The sequence below is a fragment of the Pseudomonas sp. FP198 genome (assembly GCF_030687895.1).
Classification (GTDB): domain Bacteria; phylum Pseudomonadota; class Gammaproteobacteria; order Pseudomonadales; family Pseudomonadaceae; genus Aquipseudomonas.
The window spans coordinates 5,609,755-5,632,758 of record NZ_CP117452.1; the positions used below are offsets into that span (position 1 = coordinate 5,609,755).

Sequence of the window (23,004 nt, forward strand, 5' to 3'; positions counted from 1 at the left end):
CTTGGAGGCGGCAAGTCTAATGGAAAAGGAAGGCGTTTTATTTGGCTAATGGGCCGGACAGCGATAAATAAAATTCGCTGCCTGGAGCGCTTGAACCTGAGCCGAACACCGTTGTGGCGAGGGGATCGGCTTGAGGTTGCTCTTCATGAGGCCTGTGCTGAATTGAAGCCCGCTTTCGCGAGCAGGCTCGCTCCCACATTGGGTCAGTGTCGGCTGAAATATCCACGACGACGCCAAGCACCCTGTGGGAGCGAGCCCGCTCGCGAAGGCGCCAGCCCAGACAACCCAAAACCCCGTGGCGAGGGAGCTTGCTCCCGCTGGCCTGCACAGCAGGCCCCAGCATTCCTTCAGGCACCGCATTGCCTGATTTTACGACTGCTGCGCAGCCGAGCGGGAGCAAGCTCCCTCGCCACGGAATGGCTTACCTTTGCATCCCCCAACGCTTCACCGTCACCCGCTCCAGGCTGTCGAATACCAGGTTCTCCACCAGCAGCCCGATGAGGATTACCACCGCCAGCCCGGCAAAGACCTTGTCGGTGTACAGCTCGTTGCGGTTCTGGAAAATGTACCAGCCCAGGCCGCCCTTGCCGCTGGTGGCGCCGAATACCAGTTCGGCGGCGATCAGGGTGCGCCAGGCGAAGGCCCAGCCGATTTTCAGCCCGGCGAGGATCGACGGCAGCGCCGCCGGGATCAGGATGAACAGTACAAAACGCAGGCCCTTGAGCCCGTAGTTGCGCCCGGCCATGCGCAGCGTTTCCGAGACGCCGAGAAACCCCGCATACATGTTCAACGCCAGCGCCCACAGCACCGAATGCACCAATACAAAAATCAGGCTGTTCTGCCCCAGGCCGAACCACAACAGCGCCAACGGCAACAGCGCGATGGCCGGCAACGGGTTGAACATCGACGTCAGGGTGCTGAGCAGGTCACGCCCCAACTGCGTCGACACCGCCAGGGTCGTCAAGCCAAACGCCAGGACGATGCCGAGCAAATAACCCTTGAGCAGCACCACCAGGGAAATCCACACCTTGCCCAGCAACTCGCCACTGAGCAAACCGTCATACAGCGCGCTGGCAGTCTGCAAAAAGCTCGGCAGCAACAGGTCGTTGTTCTGGTAACGCGCCACGCCCTCCCACACCAGCGCCAGCACCACCAGGATCAAGCATTTACGCAACCAACCCTGCTGCCAAAGGCGCTGGCCCAGGGGCAACTCCCGCTCCAGCGGTACGTGGGTCAGCGGTTGCAGATCGACTTCGTATTCTTCGCGCGCAGGCGATAACTGGCTCATGAAACGCTCTCCTCAGTACGCGATACGAATGTCGGCAAAACCCAGCTCGCGTTCGGCATCCGGCGACTGGCCTTGTTCGAACAGCAGCGAATGAATCCGCCGCGCCGTGTGCTGGAACCCGACACCGCCAAGGCTGTGCAGATCATATTGATGGCTGTGGATTTCCGCCCGGACCCGCCCTGGGTGCGGTGAGAGCAGCAGGATGCGATTGCCCACCACCAGCGCTTCTTCGATGGAATGGGTAACGAACAGCAGCGTGAAGCGCACCTCTTCCCAGAGCAGCAGCAATTCCTCCTGCATCTTGCGGCGGGTCAGCGCATCCAGCGCCGCAAAGGGCTCGTCCATCAGCAGGATCTTCGGTTGCATCGCCAGCGCCCGGGCAATCGCGACACGGGCCTTCATGCCACCGGACAAGGTATGCGGATAAGCATCGGCAAACGCTGCCAACCCGACTTTATCGAGGTAGTGCAGCGCCCGCTCCTCGGCCTCGCGACGTTTGAGCGTGCCCGACGCCAGCAGCGCGAACATCACGTTCTGCTTGACGGTCTTCCACGGCGGCAGTTGATCGAACTCTTGGAACACCACGATCCGGTCCGGCCCTGGCGCGTTGACGGTTTGGCCTTGCAGGCGAATCTCGCCCTCGCACGGCGATATGAAACCACCAATGGCCTTGAGCAACGTGGACTTGCCGCACCCGGACGGGCCGAGCAATACAAAGCGGTCCGCCGGATCGACTTCGAAACTCACCTGATGGGTGGCCCGCACCACTCTTTGCGGGGTGCGGTATTCCAGGCTGACGTTATCCACCGACAACAGCGCGGTGTCGGTGCGGGTGGCGTTGCTGGCCGCGTGGCCTTGCAATGGCGCGTTCATGACAATCAGCTCCCCTGCAGCGGTTTGGCGTCCTGGAAGAAATAGTCTTCCCAGGAGGCCGGCTTGTTCTTGATGGCGCCGACGCGGTAGAGGAATTCGGCGAGCGGGTAGGTGTTTTTTGGCGTGACGGTGAATTCGATCTGTGGGTTCTCGATGATCTTCAGCAGAGTCGCCCGGTCGATCTTGGCCTTGGTCACCCGCAGGTAAATGTCCGCCGCCGCGCCTTTGTCCTTCTGGGCGAACTCGGCCGCTTCAGTCAGCGCCTCGACGAAAGCTTTGTAGGTCTTCGGGTTTTCATCGCGAAATTTCTCGGTGGCGAACAACACCGTGGGCGAATTCGGCCCGAGCACGTCATAGGAATTGAGCACCACATGCACGTTGGGGTTTTGCAGGGCCTGGTCCTGGAACGGCGGGTTGGAAAAATGCCCGGTCAACTCGGTGCCGCCGGCAATCAACGCGGCCGTGGCGTCCGGGTGCGGGACGGCCAGGGTGTACTTGTCGAGGCGATTGAACGCCTTGTCGCCCCACTGCTTCGCGGCGGCGTACTGCAGGAAACGCGACTGCACCGACACGCCCACCGCCGGCACCGCGATGCGGTCCTTCTCGGTGAAGTCGGCGATGGTCTTGACGTTCGGGTTGTTGCTCAACAGGTAATAGGGAAAGTTGCCGAGGGAGGCCACGGCCTTGACGTTCTGCTTGCCACGGGTACGGTCCCAGACCGTCAGCAACGGCCCGACGCCGGCCCCAGCAATGTCGATGGAGCCCGACAGCAACGCATCGTTGACCGCCGCACCGCCGGACAGCTGGGTCCAGTCGACCTTGATGTCGATGCCGTCCTCCTTGCCGTGCTTCTCGATCAATTGCTGGTCGCGGACCACGTTCAGCAGCAGGTAGACGATGCCGAACTGCTCGGCGATGCGAATCTCGCCCTCGGCCTGGGCGCTGGCCGGCGCGACCAGGCTGCCGGCGAGCAAGCTGAACCCCAGGCCGATAGCCGCAGCCAGCGGTGCAAAAGCAATGCGTTTGGACATGGTGATTCTCCGGGCTCTTTGCGCGTTGCGCAGCCGATCAGAAAGGGGCGTCGCCCTGGATAGTGGTGCGATACAGCTTGCGGCGCAGATGGCTAGGGCAACCGGCGGCGAGGTGGATCAGCGAGCGGTTGTCCCAGAACACCAGGTCGTGGGGCTGCCATTGATGGCGATAGATGTTCTGGGGCAGCACGCTGTGGGCATACAGCTCGGCCAGGATGGCTTGGCTTTCATCCTCCGGCAGGCCGACGATGCGGGTGGTGAAGCCTTCGCTGACGAACAACGCCTTGCGCCCGGTTTCCGGGTGGGTGCGGACGATCGGGTGCACGACTTCGGCGACCTGCGCCAACTGTTCAGGCGTCAGCGTCGGGCGCCAGTTGCCTTCGAATTTGGTTTCGCTGTAGCGCGCGGTGTAGGAATGCGCAGCCGAACGGCCCTCGATCGCTTTACGCAGTGCTTCGGGCAAACCGTCCCAGGCCTTGTGCATGTCGGCGAACAGCGTGTCGCCGCCCTCGCTCGGCAGCTCCTGGGCGTGGAGCATCGAGCCGAGGCTCGGCAGTTCCTTATAGGAAAGGTCCGAATGCCAGAACTTGCCAGCGTCTCCCAGGCCGATGGACTGGCCGTTCTCGATGATGTTGGAGACGATGAGAATTTCCGGATGCCCGGCCAGCAGGAATTGCTTGAGGACATGGATTTGCAGCACGCCAAAACGGCGGCTGAAAGCGATGTGCTGCTCGGGGGTAATGCGCTGATCGCGGAACACCACGACGTGATAGTCCAGGTGCGCGCGGTGGATGCGCGCGAAATCCTCATCGTTGATCGGCAGGGACAGATCCAGCCCGACGATCTCGGCACCTACGGCACCGCTGAATGGGCGTACTTCGAATGATTGCGGCGCGATGTCCGCGGCATTTGAATCTGCAGAAAAAGAGACGGCTGGCATACATCACTCCCACGCACGGCGCGCTTGAATGGGCGCGCAGTCGATCAAAAACTCACGGGGTCACCGTGTCGGTTTGTGTCGTGCGGCGCGCCGATTGGTCGGCAGGTACGCAGGGGGATGACTTTAAGGGTATAAGAAGGTTAATTTAAATACTAAAAATGCATAACCATATGGCAGAAGCTGTGGGAGCAACACGGTCCTGTGGCGATGGAGCTTGCTCCCGCTGGACTGCGGAGCAGGCCCCGGCATTTCTCCAGGCGGATCGCGTTGTCCGGTTTGGCGACTGCTGCGCAGCCGAGCGGGAGCAAGCTCCCTCGCCACAAAAGCCACGAGCACTGAGCCTAGGGCTTACCGCTCATGCAACGCCTCGGCCCGGGCCTTGATGATGGGCTTGAGCAGGTAGCTCAGCACGGTCTTCTTGCCGGTAATGATATCCACCGACGCCACCATCCCGGGGATGATCAGCAAGGGCTTTTCAGGCGTGCCCAGGTGGCTGCGTTCGGTGCGCAGCTTGATGATGTAGTACGTGGTTTTTTTGTCTTCGTCGGTGATGGTGTCGGCGCCGATCTGTTCCAGCTTGGCTTTCATCCCACCGTAGATGGTGTAGTCGTAGGCGGTGAATTTCACCGTGGCGTCCTGGCCGGGGTGCAGGAAAGCGATGTCCTGGGGACGGATCTTCGCTTCCACTAGGATAGTGTCGTCCAGGGGCACGATTTCCACCAGGTCGCTGCCGGGCTGGATTACGCCGCCGATGGTGTTGACCAGCAGTTTGTTGACAATGCCGCGCACCGGCGATGTCACCAGGGTACGGCTCACCCGGTCCTCCAGAGCCTTGCCGGTGGCCTGAGCCTTGTTCAGGTCGGTGCGCGCCTCATTGAGCTGGGTCAGTGCCTCGCTGCGGAACTTGCCGCGAGTCTCGTCGATCTTGCGCTGCACTTCCTTGATCGCCGACTCGGCGCGAGGGATTGCCAGCGTCGTCGCGTCCAGTTGCCCACGGGTCTCGACTTCGGCACGCTTGAGCCGCAGCACTTCCACCGGCGATACCGCGCCCTGGGCAACCAGCGGCTCGGACATGTTGATTTCCTGGCGTTGCAGCGCCAGGCCGGAGCGGTATTGCGCCTGCTTGGAGACGAACTCGCGCAATTCCTGCTGACGCTGGATCAGCTGCTCCTGCAAGCCGCCGATTTCATCGTGCAACTGCTGGCGGCGGCTGATGTACAGCGACTCTTCGCTGGCAGCCTGACCCGGTACGGCCTTGAGTACGTCGGCCGGGAAATTCAGCGGTCGGTCATCGACCTCGGCACTCAGGCGCTCGACCCGCAACAGCATGGACAGGCGATCCGCCTCGGTTTCACCGACGTTGGAGACAAACCGCGTGTCGTCCAGGCGAATCAACGACGCACCGGCGTCGACGATCTGCCCTTCCTTTACAAACAGTTCGGCGACGATACCGCCTTCCAGGTTCTGGATTTTCTGGATCTTGGACGAGGGGATCGCTTTGCCGTCGCCCTTGGTCACTTCGTCGATCTCGGCGAAGTTGGCCCACAGCACCAGGAACACGAAAAAACCGATGATCCCCCAGATCGTCAGGCGCACCACGCGGGGGGCGTCTTCGATCAGCGCCTTGTTGACCTCGGGCAGCGGTTGGCCATGCAGCGAGTCGGAACCTTTGAAGTAACGACCCACAGCGCCCTTGAAACCGGATTTAAGCAACACTGATCTGCCCCTTCTTCAACGCTTCCATGACGGCGGCTTTCGGGCCGTCGGCGAGAATCTGTCCACGGTCGATCACCAGCAGGCGGTCCACCAGCGACAGCAAGGAGGCCCGGTGCGTCACCAGCAACACGGTCTTGTTTTCCACCACGGCGGCGAGGCGTTGTTTCAGGCGCTCTTCACCGGTGTTGTCCATCGCGCTGGTAGGTTCGTCCAAGAGCAGGATCGGTGGATTGAGCAGCAACGCGCGAGCCAGGGCGACGTTCTGGCGCTGGCCGCCGGACAGGTTCTGCCCGCGCTCACCGACTTGCAGTTCATAGCCTTGCGGATGCAAGCGGGCGAACTCGTGTACGCCTGCCAGCTCCGCGGCCTGAAGCACCAATTCATCCTCGACGTAGCGGGCTCCTGAAGTGAGGTTGTCGCGCAGGGTTCCGGACAGCAGCTGGATGTCCTGGGGCACGTAGCCGATGTTGTAGCGCAGCTCGCTGACGTCGATCTGGCGGATGTCCACGCCGTCCACCAGCAACGCGCCGTCATCCGGCTGGTAAAGCCCCACCAGCAATTTTGCCAGGGAGCTTTTGCCCGAACCACTGCGGCCAATGATGCCGATTTTTTCGCCCGGCTTGATCACCAGGTTGATGTTCTTCAGCGCGGCGTTCTGCTGGTTCGGATAGGTAAAGTTCAACTGGCGGCATTCAATGGCGCCCTGCAGGACTTTGCGGCTGAGCGGGCGCTCGTCGAAATTGCGTTCCTGGGGCAACTCCATCATCTGGTCGACGGAAGTCATGGTTACCCGTGCCTGCTGATAGCGGGTCAGCAGGCCCGACAACGAGGCCAATGGGCTCAGGGCTCGACCGCTGAGCATGTAGCAGGCGATCAGCCCACCCATGCTCAGGTTGCCGGCGATGATCTGGTAGACACCGAAGACGATCATGATCACCCCGGCCAGTTGCTGGATCAGCAAGGTGATGTTCATCGCCAGGCCGGACAGCATCTTCACGCGCAGCTCGAGGCGGCTGAGGGTGCCGATGGTCTGTTCCCATTGGTACTGCCGTTCACTTTCGGCGTTGTTGACCTTCACCGCATCCAGGCCGGCCAGGGTTTCGATCAGGCTGGACTGGCGCTCGGCGCCCAGGGCCATGGTTCGTTCCATGGTCGCTACCAATGGCTTCTGCAAGGCATAGCCAATCAGCAAGGCGATCGGGAACGCCAGCACCGGAATCCACACCAGGTGCCCGCCCAGGATCGCGATGACCATGAAGATCAGCAGCGTGAACGGCAAGTCGATCAGGCTGGTCAGGGTTAGCGAGGCAAGGAAGTCCCGCAGGCTCTGGAACTCGTGGATGTTCTGGGCAAAGCTGCCGACCCGCGCCGGGCGATATTTCATCGCCATGCCGACGATGCGCTCGAACAGCGTCGCCGAAATGATCAGGTCGGTTTTCTTGCCCGCCAGGTCCAGGCACAGACTGCGCAGCATCTTCAGGATCAGGTCGAAGATGTAGGCGCCGGTAATGCCGACCGCCAGTACCCACAGGGTTGATTCGGCCTGGTTCGGCACCACGCGGTCGTAGACGTTCATCACGAACAGCGGCGCGGCCATGGCGATGATGTTGATCAGTAGGCTGGCCGCGATTGCATCGGCGTACAGCCAGCGGGAGCGTTTGAGGGTGTCGCGAAACCAGGAACGCGCCCGTGGGATCAGCGTGCCGTGGTTGACGTCAAATTTATGCTGCGGTTGGGCGAAGAAAACCTTGCCACTGTAGTCATCGGCCAGCAGCTCGCGGCTGACGGTGACCTCTCCGCCATCGCTTTCGCTGAGCAGCAAGCGCGCCTGGTCGTCACCGGCCCAGCCCAGCAGCACGGCGCTGCGGCCTTCTTTGAGCAGCAGCAGAGCCGGCATGGCGATGGCCGGGATCTGTTCGAGCTTGCGTTGCAACACCCGGCCTTGCAGACCGGCACGGGCCGCCGCGCGCGACAATAAGTCGACGCTCAAGCGTTGCTTGGGCAACGGCAGGCCGGTGGTCAGCATCGCCGCGCTGGCAGGTTTCTGGTGCAGCATGCAGAGCGCCAGCAAACCATCCAGCAGCGGGTCATCGTGCAGCGTGCGCGGGTCGTGAACTAGTTCGACTGGACTGACTTCTGATTCCACGCTCGGCACTCTTTCGCTGAAAAACGGATGGATGGCTTAATTCATCCCAGGCAACTGGACCTTGGGTTTCACGTCGGTCTGCACAACCGATGCCAACGGCGCGACCACGCCTTGGCTTTTCAGCAACTGGCCCATGGTCGCCTTGATCCGGTACTGGCTGAACAGCTGCACGTTCTTGATTTCCGCCAGACGGCGGGAGGCGCTGAACAGCTCGTTTTCACTGTCGAGCAAGTCGAGCAGGGTCCGCTCGCCGAGGCTGAACTGCTTCTGGTAGGCGGTGCGCACGTTGGCACTGCGATCCACGTATTGCTGGGCGATCGGCACCTGGGCGTTGGCGTTGTTCAGGGCGTTCCACGCCAGGCCCAGCTCTTCGTTCAATTGGCGTAGCGCGTTGTTGCGGATATCCAGCGCCTGGTTGGAGAGGTAGGACTTGGATTCCAGGTCGGCCTTGTTGCTGCCACCGGCGTACAGGTTGAAGCGCATGCGCAGCATGGCCTGCCATTCATTGTTGTGGCCGTTCTGGCCGTCCAGGTCGTTGTCGGCGGTGCGTCCCAGTTCCGCGTCGAAGCGAGGGTAGAAGCTCGACTTGGCGGCCTCGTACTGCTTCTCGGCGGCGGCAATGTCGGCTTCGGCCGAGCGCAGCACCGGGCTGTTTTCCAGCATCTGGGCACGGGCTTCGGTCAGGTTCGCCGGCAGCAACGCCAGAAAGTCGGCGGGGCGCTCCAATTGGTCAGGCAATTGGCCGACGGCGCTGAGGTAGTTGGTCTCGGCATCGGCCAGGTTGGTCTGCTCGGTGATCAGGTTGTTGCGGGCCTGGGCCATGCGCGCCTCGGCCTGGTCCAGGTCGGCGCCGCTACCTACGCCCCGGGAAGTGCGCAGCTTGATCTGATCGAAAATGCGCTCATGACTCTTGAGGTTTTCCTCGGCCAGGCGCACGAACTCACGGCGGGTCAGTACGTCCAGGTACACCTGGGCGACGGTCAGCCCGGTGCGCTCGGAGGCATCGAGCAAGGAATAGGCGCGAGCACTGACGTTGGCTTGTTGACGCCCGACTTCGCTGGACGTCGCAAAACCGTCAAAAACCATTTGCGACAGGCGCAGGCTCGATTCGCTGCGGTTCAGGGTTTCCCAATGATTGTTACTCCCCGAACGGGTCGTCACGCTGTCGGTGCCTTCACGGCCGTAACCGGCTGCGAGGTCCACTCTAGGCAGGTAGCCGCCCTTGGCCGCCTTCAGCTGATAGTCCGCCGCCAGGCGGCTGTTCACGCCTGCCTGAATTTCCGGATGAACATCCAATGCTTGTTGCATGGCCTGCGGCAAGGTTTGTGCTTGTACGAAACTGGCGGCCAGGGCGAAGGGTAAAGCCTTGAACAGGTGCGAAAGCATGGTTGGAAAATTCCCGAAACTCTTGTCTTGAATCACAGCGAAACGTGTCGCTGCATCGGATGATGGCAACCGGAATGACCGTATGTCGGAAAGTTCAAAACAGGGGCAGGAACACGCACCGAAAGAACAGGTCGCCGCTTAAATATCAATGTGACATTACAGGGGCGATTGTTTAGGATGGCCAGCATAAGGTCAATAGTTTGGCAGAAACAAAATAACCTGAACTAGCTGTCAAAATATCGTCATATTTCCAGCGTCAAAACATTATCCCTTTGTGCGCATGAACGTCCAGACCGCTATGGCCAACGAGGCTGTCGGGTCCATGGAAGTCTACTGAACGTGGTACCCGGAGAGTCTTCAATGAGCAGTGTTATTGCCGTTGTCAAAAGCATTGTTGGTCAGGTTTTCGTCGTTTCCCCCGAGGGCATTCGGCGCGTACTCATTGAAGGCGATCGCCTTAACGTAGGCGATCAGTTGGACACCGGCCCTGCCGGCGCCGTCACGTTGGAACTGGCTGATGGCCGCACGCTCGACCTGGGCCGCGATACCCAGTGGAGCGCCAGTGCGCCGGACTCTTCCACCGACCTCGAACAGGCCACTGCCCAAGCCGCGCCTTCAGTAGAAGAGCTGCAGCAAGCCATCGCCGCCGGTGTCGACCCGACCACCGCCCTGGAAGCCACCGCGGCCGGCGCCACCGCTGCCGGTACAGGCGGAGCCGTGGGCGGCGGTCATAGCTTCGTCGTGCTGGATGCCACGGCCGGCAGCGTCGACCCTACCATCGGCTTCCCGACCGAGGGCCTCGCTGCGGCCGCGGCAACCGATGACAACATCCTGGGTGGTGACGACAACGCCGATACCACCGCCAACGCCGTGCTCAATGCGACAATGACCTTGAGCGCCACCCCGACCCTGACCGAGGCCGGGGGCGTGCTGGTCTACACCGCGACCGTGACCCAGGCGCCGCAAACCAACCTGACCGTAACCCTGTCCAACGGCGCGGTGATCGTGATCCCGGCCGGGCAGCTGACCGGTAGCGTCAACGTGCCCCTGGCACCGAACGACACGGTCTACAACGATCCCAGCCAAGTCAGCGTGACCGTCACCGGCACCTCTGGCGGCACCGGCATCGCCGTGACCTTGCCGACCACGCCAGCCGTGACGCAGATCACCGATACCGTCGACACCACCACCGTCACCCTGAGCGCCGGCAATACTGTCACCGAAGGCGGCCAGATCACCTACACCGCGACGCTGACCAACCCGGCTCAAACGCCGGTGACCGTGACCTTGAGCAATGGCTCGGTCATCACGATTGCCGCTGGCCAGACCACCGGTACCGTGGCTGTTGATACTCCGGCTAACGATGCCTATAACAACGGCAGCACCGTCAGCACTACGATTACCGGCGCCACTGGCGGTAACTTCGAAAATCTGGTGCCGAGCACTACGCCTGCGGTTACTACGATCACTGATTCGGCTGACGCCACTGGCCTGACTTTGACCGCCAGCGAAACCATCACCGAAGGCGGCCAGATCACCTACACCGCCACGTTGACCAATCCGGCCCAGACGCCAGTGACCGTGACCTTGAGCAATGGCTCGGTCATTACCATCGCCGCCGGACAAACCACCGGTACCGTGGCGGTCAATACTCCGGTTAACGACGTCTACAACAATGGCAGCACTGTCAGCACTACGATTACTGGCGCAACCGGCGGTAATTTCGAGAATCTGGTGCCCAACACTACGCCTGCGGTCACCACGATCTCTGACTCGGCTGATACGACTGGCCTGACGCTCAGCGCCAGCGAAACCATCACCGAAGGCGGTCAGATCACTTACACCGCGACGCTGACCAATCCGGCTCAGACGCCAGTGACTGTCACGTTGAGCAATGGCTCGGTCATTACCATTGCCGCTGGCCAGACCACCGGTACCGTTGCCGTGGATACCCCGGTCAACGACGTCTACAACAACGGCAGTACCGTCAGCACCACGATCACTGGCGCAACCGGCGGCAACTTCGAAAACCTGGTGCCGAGCACGACGCCTGCGGTTACTACGATCACTGATTCGGCTGACGCCACTGGCCTGACTTTGACCGCCAGCGAAACCATCACCGAAGGCGGCCAGATCACCTACACCGCCACGTTGACCAATCCGGCCCAGACGCCGGTGACCGTGACGTTGAGCAATGGCTCGGTGATCACTATCGCCGCCGGCCAGACCACCGGTACCGTGGCTGTCGATACCCCGGCTAACGACGTCTACAACAATGGCAGCACTGTCAGTACTACGATTACTGGCGCAACCGGCGGTAACTTCGAGAATCTGGTGCCGAGCACTACGCCTGCGGTTACTACGATCACTGATTCGGCTGATACTACCGGCTTGACCTTGTCCGCAACCGACACCGTAGCGGAAGGAGGCTCGATTGTTTACACCGCGACCCTGACCAACGCTGCCGGCTCGCCGGTGACCATCACCCTGAGCAACGGTGCGGTGATCAACATCGCGGCTGGTGCTACCACTGGGACCGTGACTGTCGACGCACCGAAGGACGACGTCTACAAAGACGCTGGCAAAGTTGAAGTCAGCATCGACACGGCAGTTGGCGGTAACTTTGAGGACCTGGTGCCTAGCACTGCACCCGTCGTCACCGACGTGACCGACACCCTCGACACCAGCACTGTTTCGCTTACCGCGACTTCGACTGTTGGCGAAGGCGGCACCGTGGTTTACACCGCTTCGGTGAATGCTCCGGTCACCGGCGCTCCGCTCGTAGTGACCTTGAGCAACGGCCAGTCCATCACCATCCCAGTCGGCGCAAGCTCCGGCTCGGTGAACTTCACCGCACCAAACGATGCGTTGGCGGGCGGTAGCAACCTGAGCGTCAAGATCGACGACGCCAAGGGCGGCAATTACGAAAATCTGGAAATTGATGGTAAGCCTGCGGACACCGCAGTGACCGATACCCAGGACACTACCGGTCTGACGCTTTCTGCAACCGACACCGTGGCCGAAGGCGGCTCCATCGTCTACACCGCGACCTTGACCAACGCTGCCGGCTCGCCGGTCACCATCACCCTGAGCAACGGCGCGGTCATCAACATCGCCGCCGGTGCTACCACTGGCACCGTGACTGTTGATGCTCCGAAGGACGACGTCTACAAAGACGCCGGCAAAGTTGAAGTCAGCATCGACACGGCAGTTGGCGGTAACTTTGAGAATCTGGTGCCTAGCACTGCACCCGTCGTCACCGACGTGACCGATACCCTCGACACCAGCACCGTTTCGCTCACCGCGACTTCGACGGTTGGCGAGGGCGGCACTGTGGTTTACACCGCTTCGGTGAACGCTCCAGTCACCGGCGCCCCGCTGGTCGTCACGCTGTCGAATGGTCAAAGCATCACCATTCCGGTTGGTTCGAGTTCCGGGTCGGTGAATTTCACCGCACCTAACGATGCGTTGGCGGGCGGTAGCAACCTGAGCGTCAAGATCGACGACGCCAAGGGCGGCAACTACGAAAACCTCGAAATCGATGGCAAGCCTGCGGACACCTCAGTCACCGACTCGACTGACACGACGGGCCTGACCCTGTCCGCAACCGACACCGTAGCGGAAGGCGGTTCGATTGTTTACACCGCGACCCTGACCAACGCAGCGGGCTCGCCGGTCACCATCACTTTGAGCAACGGCGCGGTCATCAACATCGCGGCTGGCGCTACCACTGGGACCGTGACTGTTGATGCTCCGAAGGACGACGTCTACAAAGACGCTGGCAAAGTTGAAGTCAGCATCGACACGGCTACCGGTGGCAACTTCGAAAACCTGGTGCCTAACACTGCACCAGCGGTGACCGACGTCACCGATACGCTCGACACCTCGACTGTCAGCCTGACGGCTTCCCCTTCCGTGGGCGAAGGCGGCACTGTGGTTTACACCGCTTCGGTGAACGCTCCAGTCACCGGCGCCCCGCTGGTCGTCACGCTGTCGAATGGTCAAAGCATCACCATTCCGGTTGGTTCGAGTTCCGGGTCGGTGAATTTCACCGCACCTAACGATGCATTGGCGGGTGGCAGCAACCTCAGCGTCAAGATCGACGACGCCAAGGGCGGCAATTACGAAAACCTGGAAATCGACGGCAAGCCTGCAGATACCGCAGTAACTGATGCCCAAGACACTACCGGTCTGACACTGTCTGCAACCGACACCGTCGCCGAAGGCGGCTCCATCGTCTACACCGCTACCCTGACTAACGCAGCCGGCTCGCCTGTCACCATCACTTTGACCAACGGCGCGGTGATCAATATCGCCGCCGGCGCCAAGACCGGCACCGTGACCGTCGACGCGCCGAAAGATGACGTCTACAAAGACGCTGGCAAAGTTGAAGTCAGCATCGATAAAGCCACCGGTGGCAACTTCGAAAATCTGGTGCCAAGCACTGCTCAAGCCGTGACGGACGTCACCGATACCCTAGACACTTCGACTGTCAGCTTGACCGCTTCCCCTTCCGTGGGCGAAGGCGGCACTGTGGTTTACACCGCTTCGGTGAACGCTCCAGTCACTGGCGCCCCGTTGGTCGTCACCCTGAACAACGGCCAATCCATCACCATCCCAGTTGGCGCAAGCTCTGGCTCAGTGAACTTCACCGCGCCTAACGATGCATTGGCCGGCGGCAGCAACCTGAGCGTCAAGATCGACGACGCCAAAGGCGGCAACTACGAAAACCTGGAAATCGACGGCAAGCCTGCAGACACCGCAGTAACTGATGCCCAAGACACTACCGGTCTGACACTGTCTGCAACCGACACCGTCGCCGAAGGCGGCTCCATCGTCTACACCGCGACCTTGACCAACGCTGCCGGCTCGCCGGTGACCATCACCCTGAGCAACGGCGCGGTGATCAACATCGCCGCCGGCGCTACCACTGGGACCGTGACTGTCGACGCACCGAAAGATGACGTCTACAAAGACGCCGGCAAAGTTGAAGTCAGCATCGACACGGCAGTTGGCGGTAACTTTGAGAATTTGGTGTCTAACACTGCACCCGTCGTCACTGACGTGACCGATACCCTCGACACCAGCACCGTTTCGCTCACCGCGACTTCGACGGTTGGCGAGGGCGGCGTAGTGATCTACACCGCTTCGGTGAACGCTCCAGTCACCGGCGCTCCGCTGGTCGTCACGCTGTCGAATGGCCAAAGCATCACTATCCCAGTCGGCGCAAGCTCCGGCTCGGTGAACTTCACCGCACCAAACGATGCGTTGGCGGGTGGCAGCAACCTCAGCGTCAAGATCGACGACGCGAAAGGTGGCAACTACGAAAACCTGGAAATTGATGGTAAGCCTGCGGACACCGCAGTCACCGATTCGACTGATGCCACGGACTTGACCCTTTCCGCAACCGACACCGTCGTCGAGGGCGGTTCGATTGTTTACACCGCGACCCTGACCAACGCCGCCGGTTCGCCTGTCACCATCACCCTGAGCAACGGCGCGGTGATCAACATCGCCGCCGGCGCCAAGACCGGCACCGTAACCGTCGACGCGCCGAAAGACGACGTCTACAAAGACGCCGGAAAAGTGGAAGTCGGCATCGATAAGGCCGTTGGCGGTAATTTCGAAAACCTCGTGCCAAGCACCACGCCAGCCGTGACCGACGTCACCGACACCCTCGACACCAGCACCGTTTCGCTCACCGCGACTTCGACGGTTGGCGAGGGCGGCGTTGTGGTCTACACCGCTTCGGTGAATGCTCCAGTCACCGGCGCCCCGTTGGTCGTCACCCTGTCGAATGGTCAAAGCATCACCATCCCGGTCGGCGCAAGCTCCGGCTCTGTGAATTTCACCGCACCTAACGATGCGTTGGCGGGCGGTAGCAACCTGAGCGTCAAGATCGACGACGCCAAGGGCGGCAACTACGAAAACCTCGAAATCGATGGCAAGCCTGCGGACACCTCAGTCACCGACTCGACTGACACGACGGGCCTGACCCTGTCCGCAACCGACACCGTCGCCGAGGGCGGTTCGATTGTTTACACCGCGACCCTGACCAACGCCGCCGGTTCGCCTGTCACCATCACCCTGAGCAACGGCGCGGTGATCAACATCGCCGCCGGCGCCAAGACCGGCACCGTAACCGTCGACGCGCCGAAAGACGACGTCTACAAAGACGCCGGAAAAGTGGAAGTCGGCATCGACAAGGCTACCGGTGGCAACTTCGAAAACCTGATCCCGAATACTGCACCTGCCGTGACCGACGTCACCGATACGCTCGACACTTCGACTGTCAGCCTGACGGCTTCCCCTTCCGTGGGCGAAGGCGGCACTGTGGTTTACACCGCTTCGGTGAACGCTCCAGTCACCGGCGCCCCGCTGGTCGTCACGCTGTCGAATGGTCAAAGCATCACCATTCCGGTTGGTTCGAGTTCCGGGTCGGTGAATTTCACCGCACCTAACGATGCATTGGCGGGTGGCAGCAACCTCAGCGTCAAGATCGACGACGCCAAGGGCGGCAATTACGAAAACCTGGAAATCGACGGCAAGCCTGCAGATACCGCAGTAACTGATGCCCAAGACACTACCGGTCTGACACTGTCTGCAACCGACACCGTCGCCGAAGGCGGCTCCATCGTCTACACCGCTACCCTGACTAACGCAGCCGGCTCGCCTGTCACCATCACTTTGAGCAACGGCGCGGTGATCAATATCGCCGCCGGCGCCAAGACCGGCACCGTGACCGTCGACGCGCCGAAAGATGACGTCTACAAAGACGCTGGCAAAGTTGAAGTCAGCATCGATAAAGCCACCGGTGGCAACTTCGAAAATCTGGTGCCAAGCACTGCTCAAGCCGTGACGGACGTCACCGATACCCTAGACACTTCGACTGTCAGCTTGACCGCTTCCCCTTCCGTGGGCGAAGGCGGCATTGTGGTTTACACCGCTTCGGTGAACGCTCCAGTCAGCGGCGCCCCGTTGGTCGTCACCCTGTCGAATGGTCAAAGCATCACCATCCCGGTCGGCGCAAGCTCCGGCTCGGTGAATTTCACCGCACCTAACGATGCGTTGGCGGGCGGTAGCAACCTCAGCGTCAAGATCGACGACGCCAAGGGCGGCAACTACGAAAACCTGGAAATTGATGGTAAGCCTGCGGACACGACCGTTACGGACGTTCAAGACCCTACCGGCCTGAGCTTGTCCGCGACCGACACCGTAGCGGAAGGTGGTTCGATTGTTTACACCGCGACCCTGACTAACGCCGCCGGTTCGCCTGTCACCATCACCCTGAGCAACGGAGCCGTGATCAATATCGCGGCTGGCGCCACCACTGGCACCGTGACTGTTGAGGCTCCGAAAGACGACGTCTACAAAGACGCCGGCAAGGTCGAAGTCAGCATCGATAAAGCTACTGGCGGCAACTTCGAAAACCTGGTGCCCAACACCGCACCAGCCGTGACCGATGTGACCGACACACTCGACACCAGCACCGTTTCGCTCACCGCGACTTCGACGGTTGGCGAGGGCGGCGTAGTGATCTACACCGCTTCGGTGAACGCTCCAGTCACCGGCGCTCCGCTGGTCGTCACGCTGTCGAATGGCCAAAGCATCACTATCCCAGTCGGCGCAAGCTCCGGCTCGGTGAACTTCACCGCACCAAACGATGCGTTGGCGGGCGGCAGCAACCTCAGCGTCAAGATCGACGACGCCAAGGGCGGCAACTACGAAAACCTGGAAATCGACGGTAAGCCTGCGGACACCGCAGTGACCGATACCCAGGACACTACCGGTCTGACGCTGTCTGCAACCGACACCGTGGCCGAAGGCGGCTCCATCGTCTACACCGCGACCTTGACCAACGCTGCCGGCTCGCCTGTCACCATCACCCTGAGCAACGGCGCGGTGATCAGCATCGCCGCCGGCGCCAAGACCGGCACCGTAACCGTCGATGCGCCAAAGGACGACGTCTACAAGGATGCCGGCAAGGTTGAAGTCAGCATCGATAAAGCTACGGGCGGCAACTTCGAAAACCTGGTCCCGAACACAGCACCGGCCGTGACCGATGTGACCGACACCCTCGACACCTCAACTGTCAGCCTGACGGCTTCCCCTTCCGTGGGCGAAGGCGGCACTGTGGTTTACACCGCCTCGGTGAACGCTCCAGTCACCGGTGCCCCGCTCGTAGTGACCTTGAGCAACGGCCAATCTATCACCATCCCAGTTGGCGCAAGCTCTGGCTCAGTGAACTTCACCGCGCCTAACGATGCGTTGGCGGGCGGAAGCAACCTGAGCGTCAAGATCGACGACGCCAAGGGCGGCAACTACGAAAACCTCGAAATCGATGGCAAGCCTGCGGACACGACCGTTACGGACGTTCAAGACACTACCGGTCTGACCCTGTCCGCGACTGATACTGTCGCTGAAGGCGGCTCCATCGTTTACACCGCCACCCTGACCAACGCAGCAGGTTCGCCGGTCACCATCACTTTGAGCAACGGCGCGGTCATCAACATCGCCGCTGGCGCCACCACTGGCACCGTGACTGTTGATGCTCCGAAGGACGACGTCTACAAAGACGCTGGCAAAGTTGAAGTCAGCATCGACAAGGCTGTCGGTGGCAACTTCGAAAACCTGGTGCCTAACACCGCACCAGCGGTGACCGACGTCACCGACACACTCGACACCAGCACCGTTTCGCTCACCGCGACTTCGACTGTTGGCGAAGGCGGCACTGTGGTTTACACAGCATCCGTAAACGCTCCAGTCACTGGCGCTCCGCTCGTAGTGACCTTGAGCAACGGCCAGTCCATCACCATTCCGGTTGGTTCGAGTTCCGGGTCGGTGAATTTCACCGCACCTAACGATGCATTGGCGGGCGGCAGCAACCTGAGCGTCAAGATCGACGACGCGAAAGGTGGCAACTACGAAAACCTGGAAATTGACGGTAAGCCTGCGGACACGACCGTTACGGACGTTCAAGACACTACCGGTCTGACGCTGTCCGCAACCGGCACCGTAGCAGAAGGTGGTTCGATTGTTTACACCGCCACTTTGACCAACGCCGCCGGTTCGCCGGTGACCATCACCCTGAACAACGGCGCGGTGATCAACATCGCCGCCGGCGCCAAGACCGGCACCGTGACTGTCGATGCACCGAAAGACGACGTCTACAAGGATGCCGGCAAGGTTGAAGTCAGCATCGATAAAGCTGTCGGTGGCAACTTCGAAAACCTGGTGCCGAGCACTGCACCAGCCGTGACCGACGTCACCGATACGCTCGACACTTCGACTGTCAGCCTGACGGCCACGCCTTCCGTGGGTGAAGGCGGCGTTGTGGTCTACACCGCTTCGGTGAACGCCCCAGTCACCGGCGCTCCGCTGGTCGTCACGCTGTCGAATGGTCAAAGCATCACCATCCCAGTTGGCTCCAGCTCTGGCTCGGTGAATTTCACCGCACCTAACGATGCATTGGCGGGCGGCAGCAACCTCAGCGTCAAGATCGACGACGCCAAGGGCGGCAACTACGAAAACATGGAAATTGATGGTAAGCCTGCCGGCACCACCGTCACCGATGTCCAGGACACCACCGGCCTGAGCCTGAGCGCCACCAACTCGGTTGCCGAGGGCGGCCAGATCACCTATACCGCGACCCTCACCAACGCCGCTGGTTCGCCAGTGACCGTGACCCTGAGCAACGGCGCGGTGATCAACATCGCCGCCGGCGCCAAGACCGGCACCGTAACCGTCGATGCGCCAAAGGACGACGTCTACAAAGACGCCGGCAACGTCGAAGCAACGATCAAGACGGCCACCGGGGGTAATTTCGAGCACCTGGTGCCGAGCACCACGCCAGCCGTGACCGCCGTGACCGACACGCCTGACAACACCACCGTCAGCATCACCGGCAGCAGTTCGGTCACCGAAGGCCAGGCCGCCACGTATACGGTCAACCTGACAAACCCGGCGCAAACCGAGGTAACGGTCAAGATCGTCTACAGCGGTACCGCCGCCGATGGCTCGGACTTCACCGGTGTCTACACCGTGAAGATCCCGGCCAACGCCACCAGCGCCAGCTTCAACGTGGCGACCCTGGACGACAAGATCACCGAAGGCACTGAGAACTTCGTGGTCAAGATCGACTCGGCCACCGGCGGCAACTTCGAGAACCTGGCAGTCAGCGGCACCAACGGCAGCGTCAGCACTTCGATCATCGACAACGATGCGGCGCCGGTACTCGATCTGGATGCCAACAATTCCAGCGGCAAGACCGGCGCCGATTACCAGGTGACCTTCACCGAAGGCACCGCGGGCCCAGGCGTATCGATCGGCGACACTGACCTGAAAATCACCGACCCGGACAGCACGATGCTGACCGGCGCCACTGTCGTGCTGACCAACCGTCAGCCCGGCGATGCGCTGAATCTGGGCAACAGCGTCAATGGCATCAGCATCAACGCCAACAGCACCGACGGCACCGTGACGCTGACCTTGACCGGCAATGCGACGCTGGCCGACTACATGCAGCAGATCAAGAACATCAGCTTCATCAACAACAGCGACGACCCGAGCACCGTGCCGCGCATCATCACCGTGAAAGTGACCGATGGCGTCAGCTACTCCAATACCGCCACCACCACGGTCAACGTGGTCGGTGTCAATGATGCTCCGGTTGCCTCCGGCGGCTCCGTGACCGGCACCGAGGACACCTCGCTGATCCTCGGCTGGTCGAGCTTCGGCGTCAGCGATGTGGACAGTTCCGCCGCCAGCCAGGGCGTGAAAATCACCGGGCTGCCAGGCGATGGCAAGTTGCAGTACCTGGACGGGGCGACGTGGAAGGACGTGGCCAACAACCAGACCTTCACCAAGGCCGACATCGACGCCGGCAAGCTGCGCTTCACACCCGATGCCAACGAATCCGGGGCCGATGGCTACGGCGGCAGCGGCGTGGGCAACAAGCAGGCTGACTACGCGCAGATCAAGTTCCAGCCAACCGACGGCCAGGCTCTGGGCAACACCGGCACCGTGAAGATCGACATCACGCCAACCGCCGACGCGCCGACCCTCAACGTCGCCGGCAACAACGTGACCTCCACCGGCCTGATCAAGGAAGTCTGGACCGGCCTGTCGGGCCTGGGCACCGATGGCAACGGCGCGCCGGCCGGCACGCTCAAGTCGGTGATCGATGCCGCCGGCACGCCGAACAGCAGCACCAATGTGAGCAACGTTCAGAACGACGGCAACGTCAACCCGGGCACCGCGTCGAAGACCTCGGGCCTGATTTTCCTCGAAGCCGGCAAGACCTACACCTTCAGCGGCACCGGCGACGACAGTCTGCTGGTGACCATCGGTGGCAAGACCGCCGCGGCCATCACTTGGGGTGCGGGCGGCCAGTTGAACGGTTCGTTCACGCCGACCACCAGCGGCTACTACACCCTGGACATCTACCACCACAACCAGACCGGCCCAGGCAGTTATGACGTGAACCTGTCGGTCAACGGCAGCACGCCGGTGGACCTGAGCAGCGCAGGCGTACCGCTGTATACCGGCGTGGCTGACCTGGTGAATGCCGGGGTTTCCGTTTCCGACCTGCACGGCACCAATGGCGAAGGCTACTACGACGGCTACAAGCTCAACGAAGGTGCTGAAGGCGGCAGCGTGAAGCTGTCGAAGATCACCACCGCCCTGACCGACACCGACGGCTCCGAAAGCCTGAGCGTGAAAATCGGTGGCATGCCGGAAGGCAGTGTGCTGAGCGATGGCGCGGGACACACCGCAACCGTCGGCGCCAACGGCGAAGCTTCGCTCACCGGCTGGAACCTGGGCAGCCTCAACCTGACGCCACCGACCTACTTCAGCGGCCAGATCAACCTGACCGTAACGTCGACCTCCACCGAATCCCTCGGCGGGTCGGCAGTGACGACCGCGCAGATCCCGGTCACCGTTTACCCGGCGACCTATAACGCTGTCACCGCCACCTCCGGCAGCGACAATGTCACCGGTACCGACGGCAACGACATCGTGATCGCCGACATCGGCGGCCTGACCGTGGTACCGGGCGTCAACTACAACATCGCGTTCATGGTCGACAGCTCCGGCAGCATGAGTTCGTCGTCCGTTACAGCCGCGAAGAACTCGCTGACCCAGGTGTTCAACACGCTCAAGCAGAGCCTGGGCAGCAACTCCGGGACGGTGAACATCTTCCTGGCGGACTTCGACAACCAGGTCAACAAGAACGTTGCGGTCAACCTCAACGATCCGAACGCGCTGACACTGCTCAAGAGCGTGCTCGACTCGATGGTGTCCGGCGGCAATACCAACTATGAAGACGTGTTCAAGACCACCGCGAACTTCTTCAACAGCACCCAGGCCCTGAGCAATACCGGTGCGAAGAACCTGACGTACTTCATCACCGACGGTGAGCCAACGCGCTACCAGTCCGGCGAACAGACGAACCCGACGCTGTACGGTACCGTCAAGCTCGACGACGTACTGAGTGCGTCCAACTATACCGTTGGCAAGTACTACACCCAGACGATCGACAGCACACACAAATTCACCATCGAAGAAAATGGCGACATGTACCTGTCGACCAAGAGCGGCAAGAACTGGAATGACAGTTACGTCGGCACGGTGCGTGCCGAGGGCAACGGCACGTTCGAGTTCTCTACCCTGGACGGCGGCGGGTGGGGCGACGTCTCAGCAGCAACCGGCTCAGCGGCCAGCTTCACTCTGCTCAAGGGCTTGAGCAACGTTGAAGCCATCGGCCTGAACAACGGCGTGACCCTGGACGATCTCAAGCCGTACGACTCCGATGGCAAGCCGCAAACCAACATCGACCCCAAGGACCTGGCCAACTCGATCATCGGCCATACCGAAGCGACGTTGCCGGGTGCCGACACGGTCAATGGCGGCGACGGCAACGACATCCTGTTCGGCGACCTGGTGAGCTTCAACGGCATCGCCGGCGAGGGTTACCAGGCGATCCAGTCGTTCGTGGCCCAGCAAAGCGGCGTCGACGTCAGCAAAGTCACCACCAGCAACGTGCACCAGTACATCACCGAGCACTACACCGCGTTCGATGTGTCCGGTGCCCACGATGGCAACGACACCCTGTTGGGCGGTGCCGGCAACGACATTCTCTTCGGCCAGGGCGGCAACGATTTGCTCGACGGCGGCAAGGGCAATGACATCCTGCTCGGTGGCAGCGGCAGTGACACCCTGATCGGCGGCAAGGGCAACGACACGCTCATCGGTGGCCTGGGCGGCGATACCTTCGTCTGGAAATCCGGCGACACCGGTACCGATGTGATCAAGGACTTCAAGGCCGGCGACGGTGACCGGATCGACCTGCGGGATCTGTTGCAGGGCGAAACCGGCAGCACCATCGACCACTTCCTGAAGATCAGCACGGTCGATGGCGTGTCTTCCCTGCAAGTCAGCACTACCGGTCAATTCAACGCGGCCAACACTGCGGCGACGCCGGACGTGACGATCAAGCTGGAAGGCAACAACTGGTCGAACATCAACCTGAACTCGCTCATCGCCGGCAGTGACCCGACCATCAAGATCGATCACAACAACAGCTGAACCTGACACGGACTCTGTGGCGAGGGAGCATGCTCCC

At 61.3% G+C, this 23,004-nt stretch carries 8 protein-coding genes; 1 reads left to right on the forward strand and 7 read right to left on the reverse strand.

Translation table 11 applies throughout. From position 1 onward, the window contains the following. Window positions 1-421: 421 nt before the first annotated feature. The 7 genes from PSH78_RS25485 to PSH78_RS25515 form a co-directional block, all read right to left on the reverse strand. Window positions 422-1,288: an ABC transporter permease gene (locus PSH78_RS25485; RefSeq protein WP_305497591.1), complete on the reverse strand. Its 867-nt coding sequence runs from the start codon at window positions 1,286-1,288 to the stop codon at window positions 422-424. Between the two features lie 12 nt (window positions 1,289-1,300). Beyond that, a complete protein-coding gene (locus PSH78_RS25490; protein ID WP_305497592.1) occupies window positions 1,301-2,161 on the reverse strand; it encodes an ABC transporter ATP-binding protein in 861 nt (286 codons plus the stop codon). 5 nt (window positions 2,162-2,166) lie between these two features. After that, entirely contained in the window at window positions 2,167-3,192 is a 1,026-nt protein-coding gene (locus tag PSH78_RS25495) for an ABC transporter substrate-binding protein (RefSeq protein WP_305497593.1), read from the reverse strand. Between the two features lie 37 nt (window positions 3,193-3,229). After that, window positions 3,230-4,132 carry a TauD/TfdA family dioxygenase gene (locus PSH78_RS25500; protein ID WP_305497594.1) on the reverse strand — a complete coding sequence of 301 codons (903 nt, stop codon included), beginning with the start codon at window positions 4,130-4,132 and terminating at the stop codon, window positions 3,230-3,232. Between the two features lie 348 nt (window positions 4,133-4,480). Next, window positions 4,481-5,848, reverse strand: coding sequence for an HlyD family type I secretion periplasmic adaptor subunit (locus PSH78_RS25505; RefSeq protein ID WP_305497595.1), 1,368 nt, complete (start codon window positions 5,846-5,848; stop codon window positions 4,481-4,483). Next, window positions 5,838-7,994 (reverse strand): type I secretion system permease/ATPase, encoded by a 2,157-nt coding sequence (locus tag PSH78_RS25510; protein ID WP_305497596.1) that lies wholly within the window; start codon window positions 7,992-7,994, stop codon window positions 5,838-5,840. Before PSH78_RS25510 ends, PSH78_RS25505 begins: the two co-directional genes overlap by 11 nt. Before the next feature lie 36 nt (window positions 7,995-8,030). Then, window positions 8,031-9,380, reverse strand: a complete 1,350-nt coding sequence (locus PSH78_RS25515; protein ID WP_305497597.1) for a TolC family outer membrane protein — start codon at window positions 9,378-9,380, stop codon at window positions 8,031-8,033. Between the two features lie 360 nt (window positions 9,381-9,740). On the opposite strand from PSH78_RS25515, the gene PSH78_RS25520 reads away from it, so the two are divergent. Next, window positions 9,741-22,967 carry a retention module-containing protein gene (locus PSH78_RS25520; protein ID WP_305497598.1) on the forward strand — a complete coding sequence of 4,409 codons (13,227 nt, stop codon included), beginning with the start codon at window positions 9,741-9,743 and terminating at the stop codon, window positions 22,965-22,967. Window positions 22,968-23,004 lie beyond the last annotated feature (37 nt).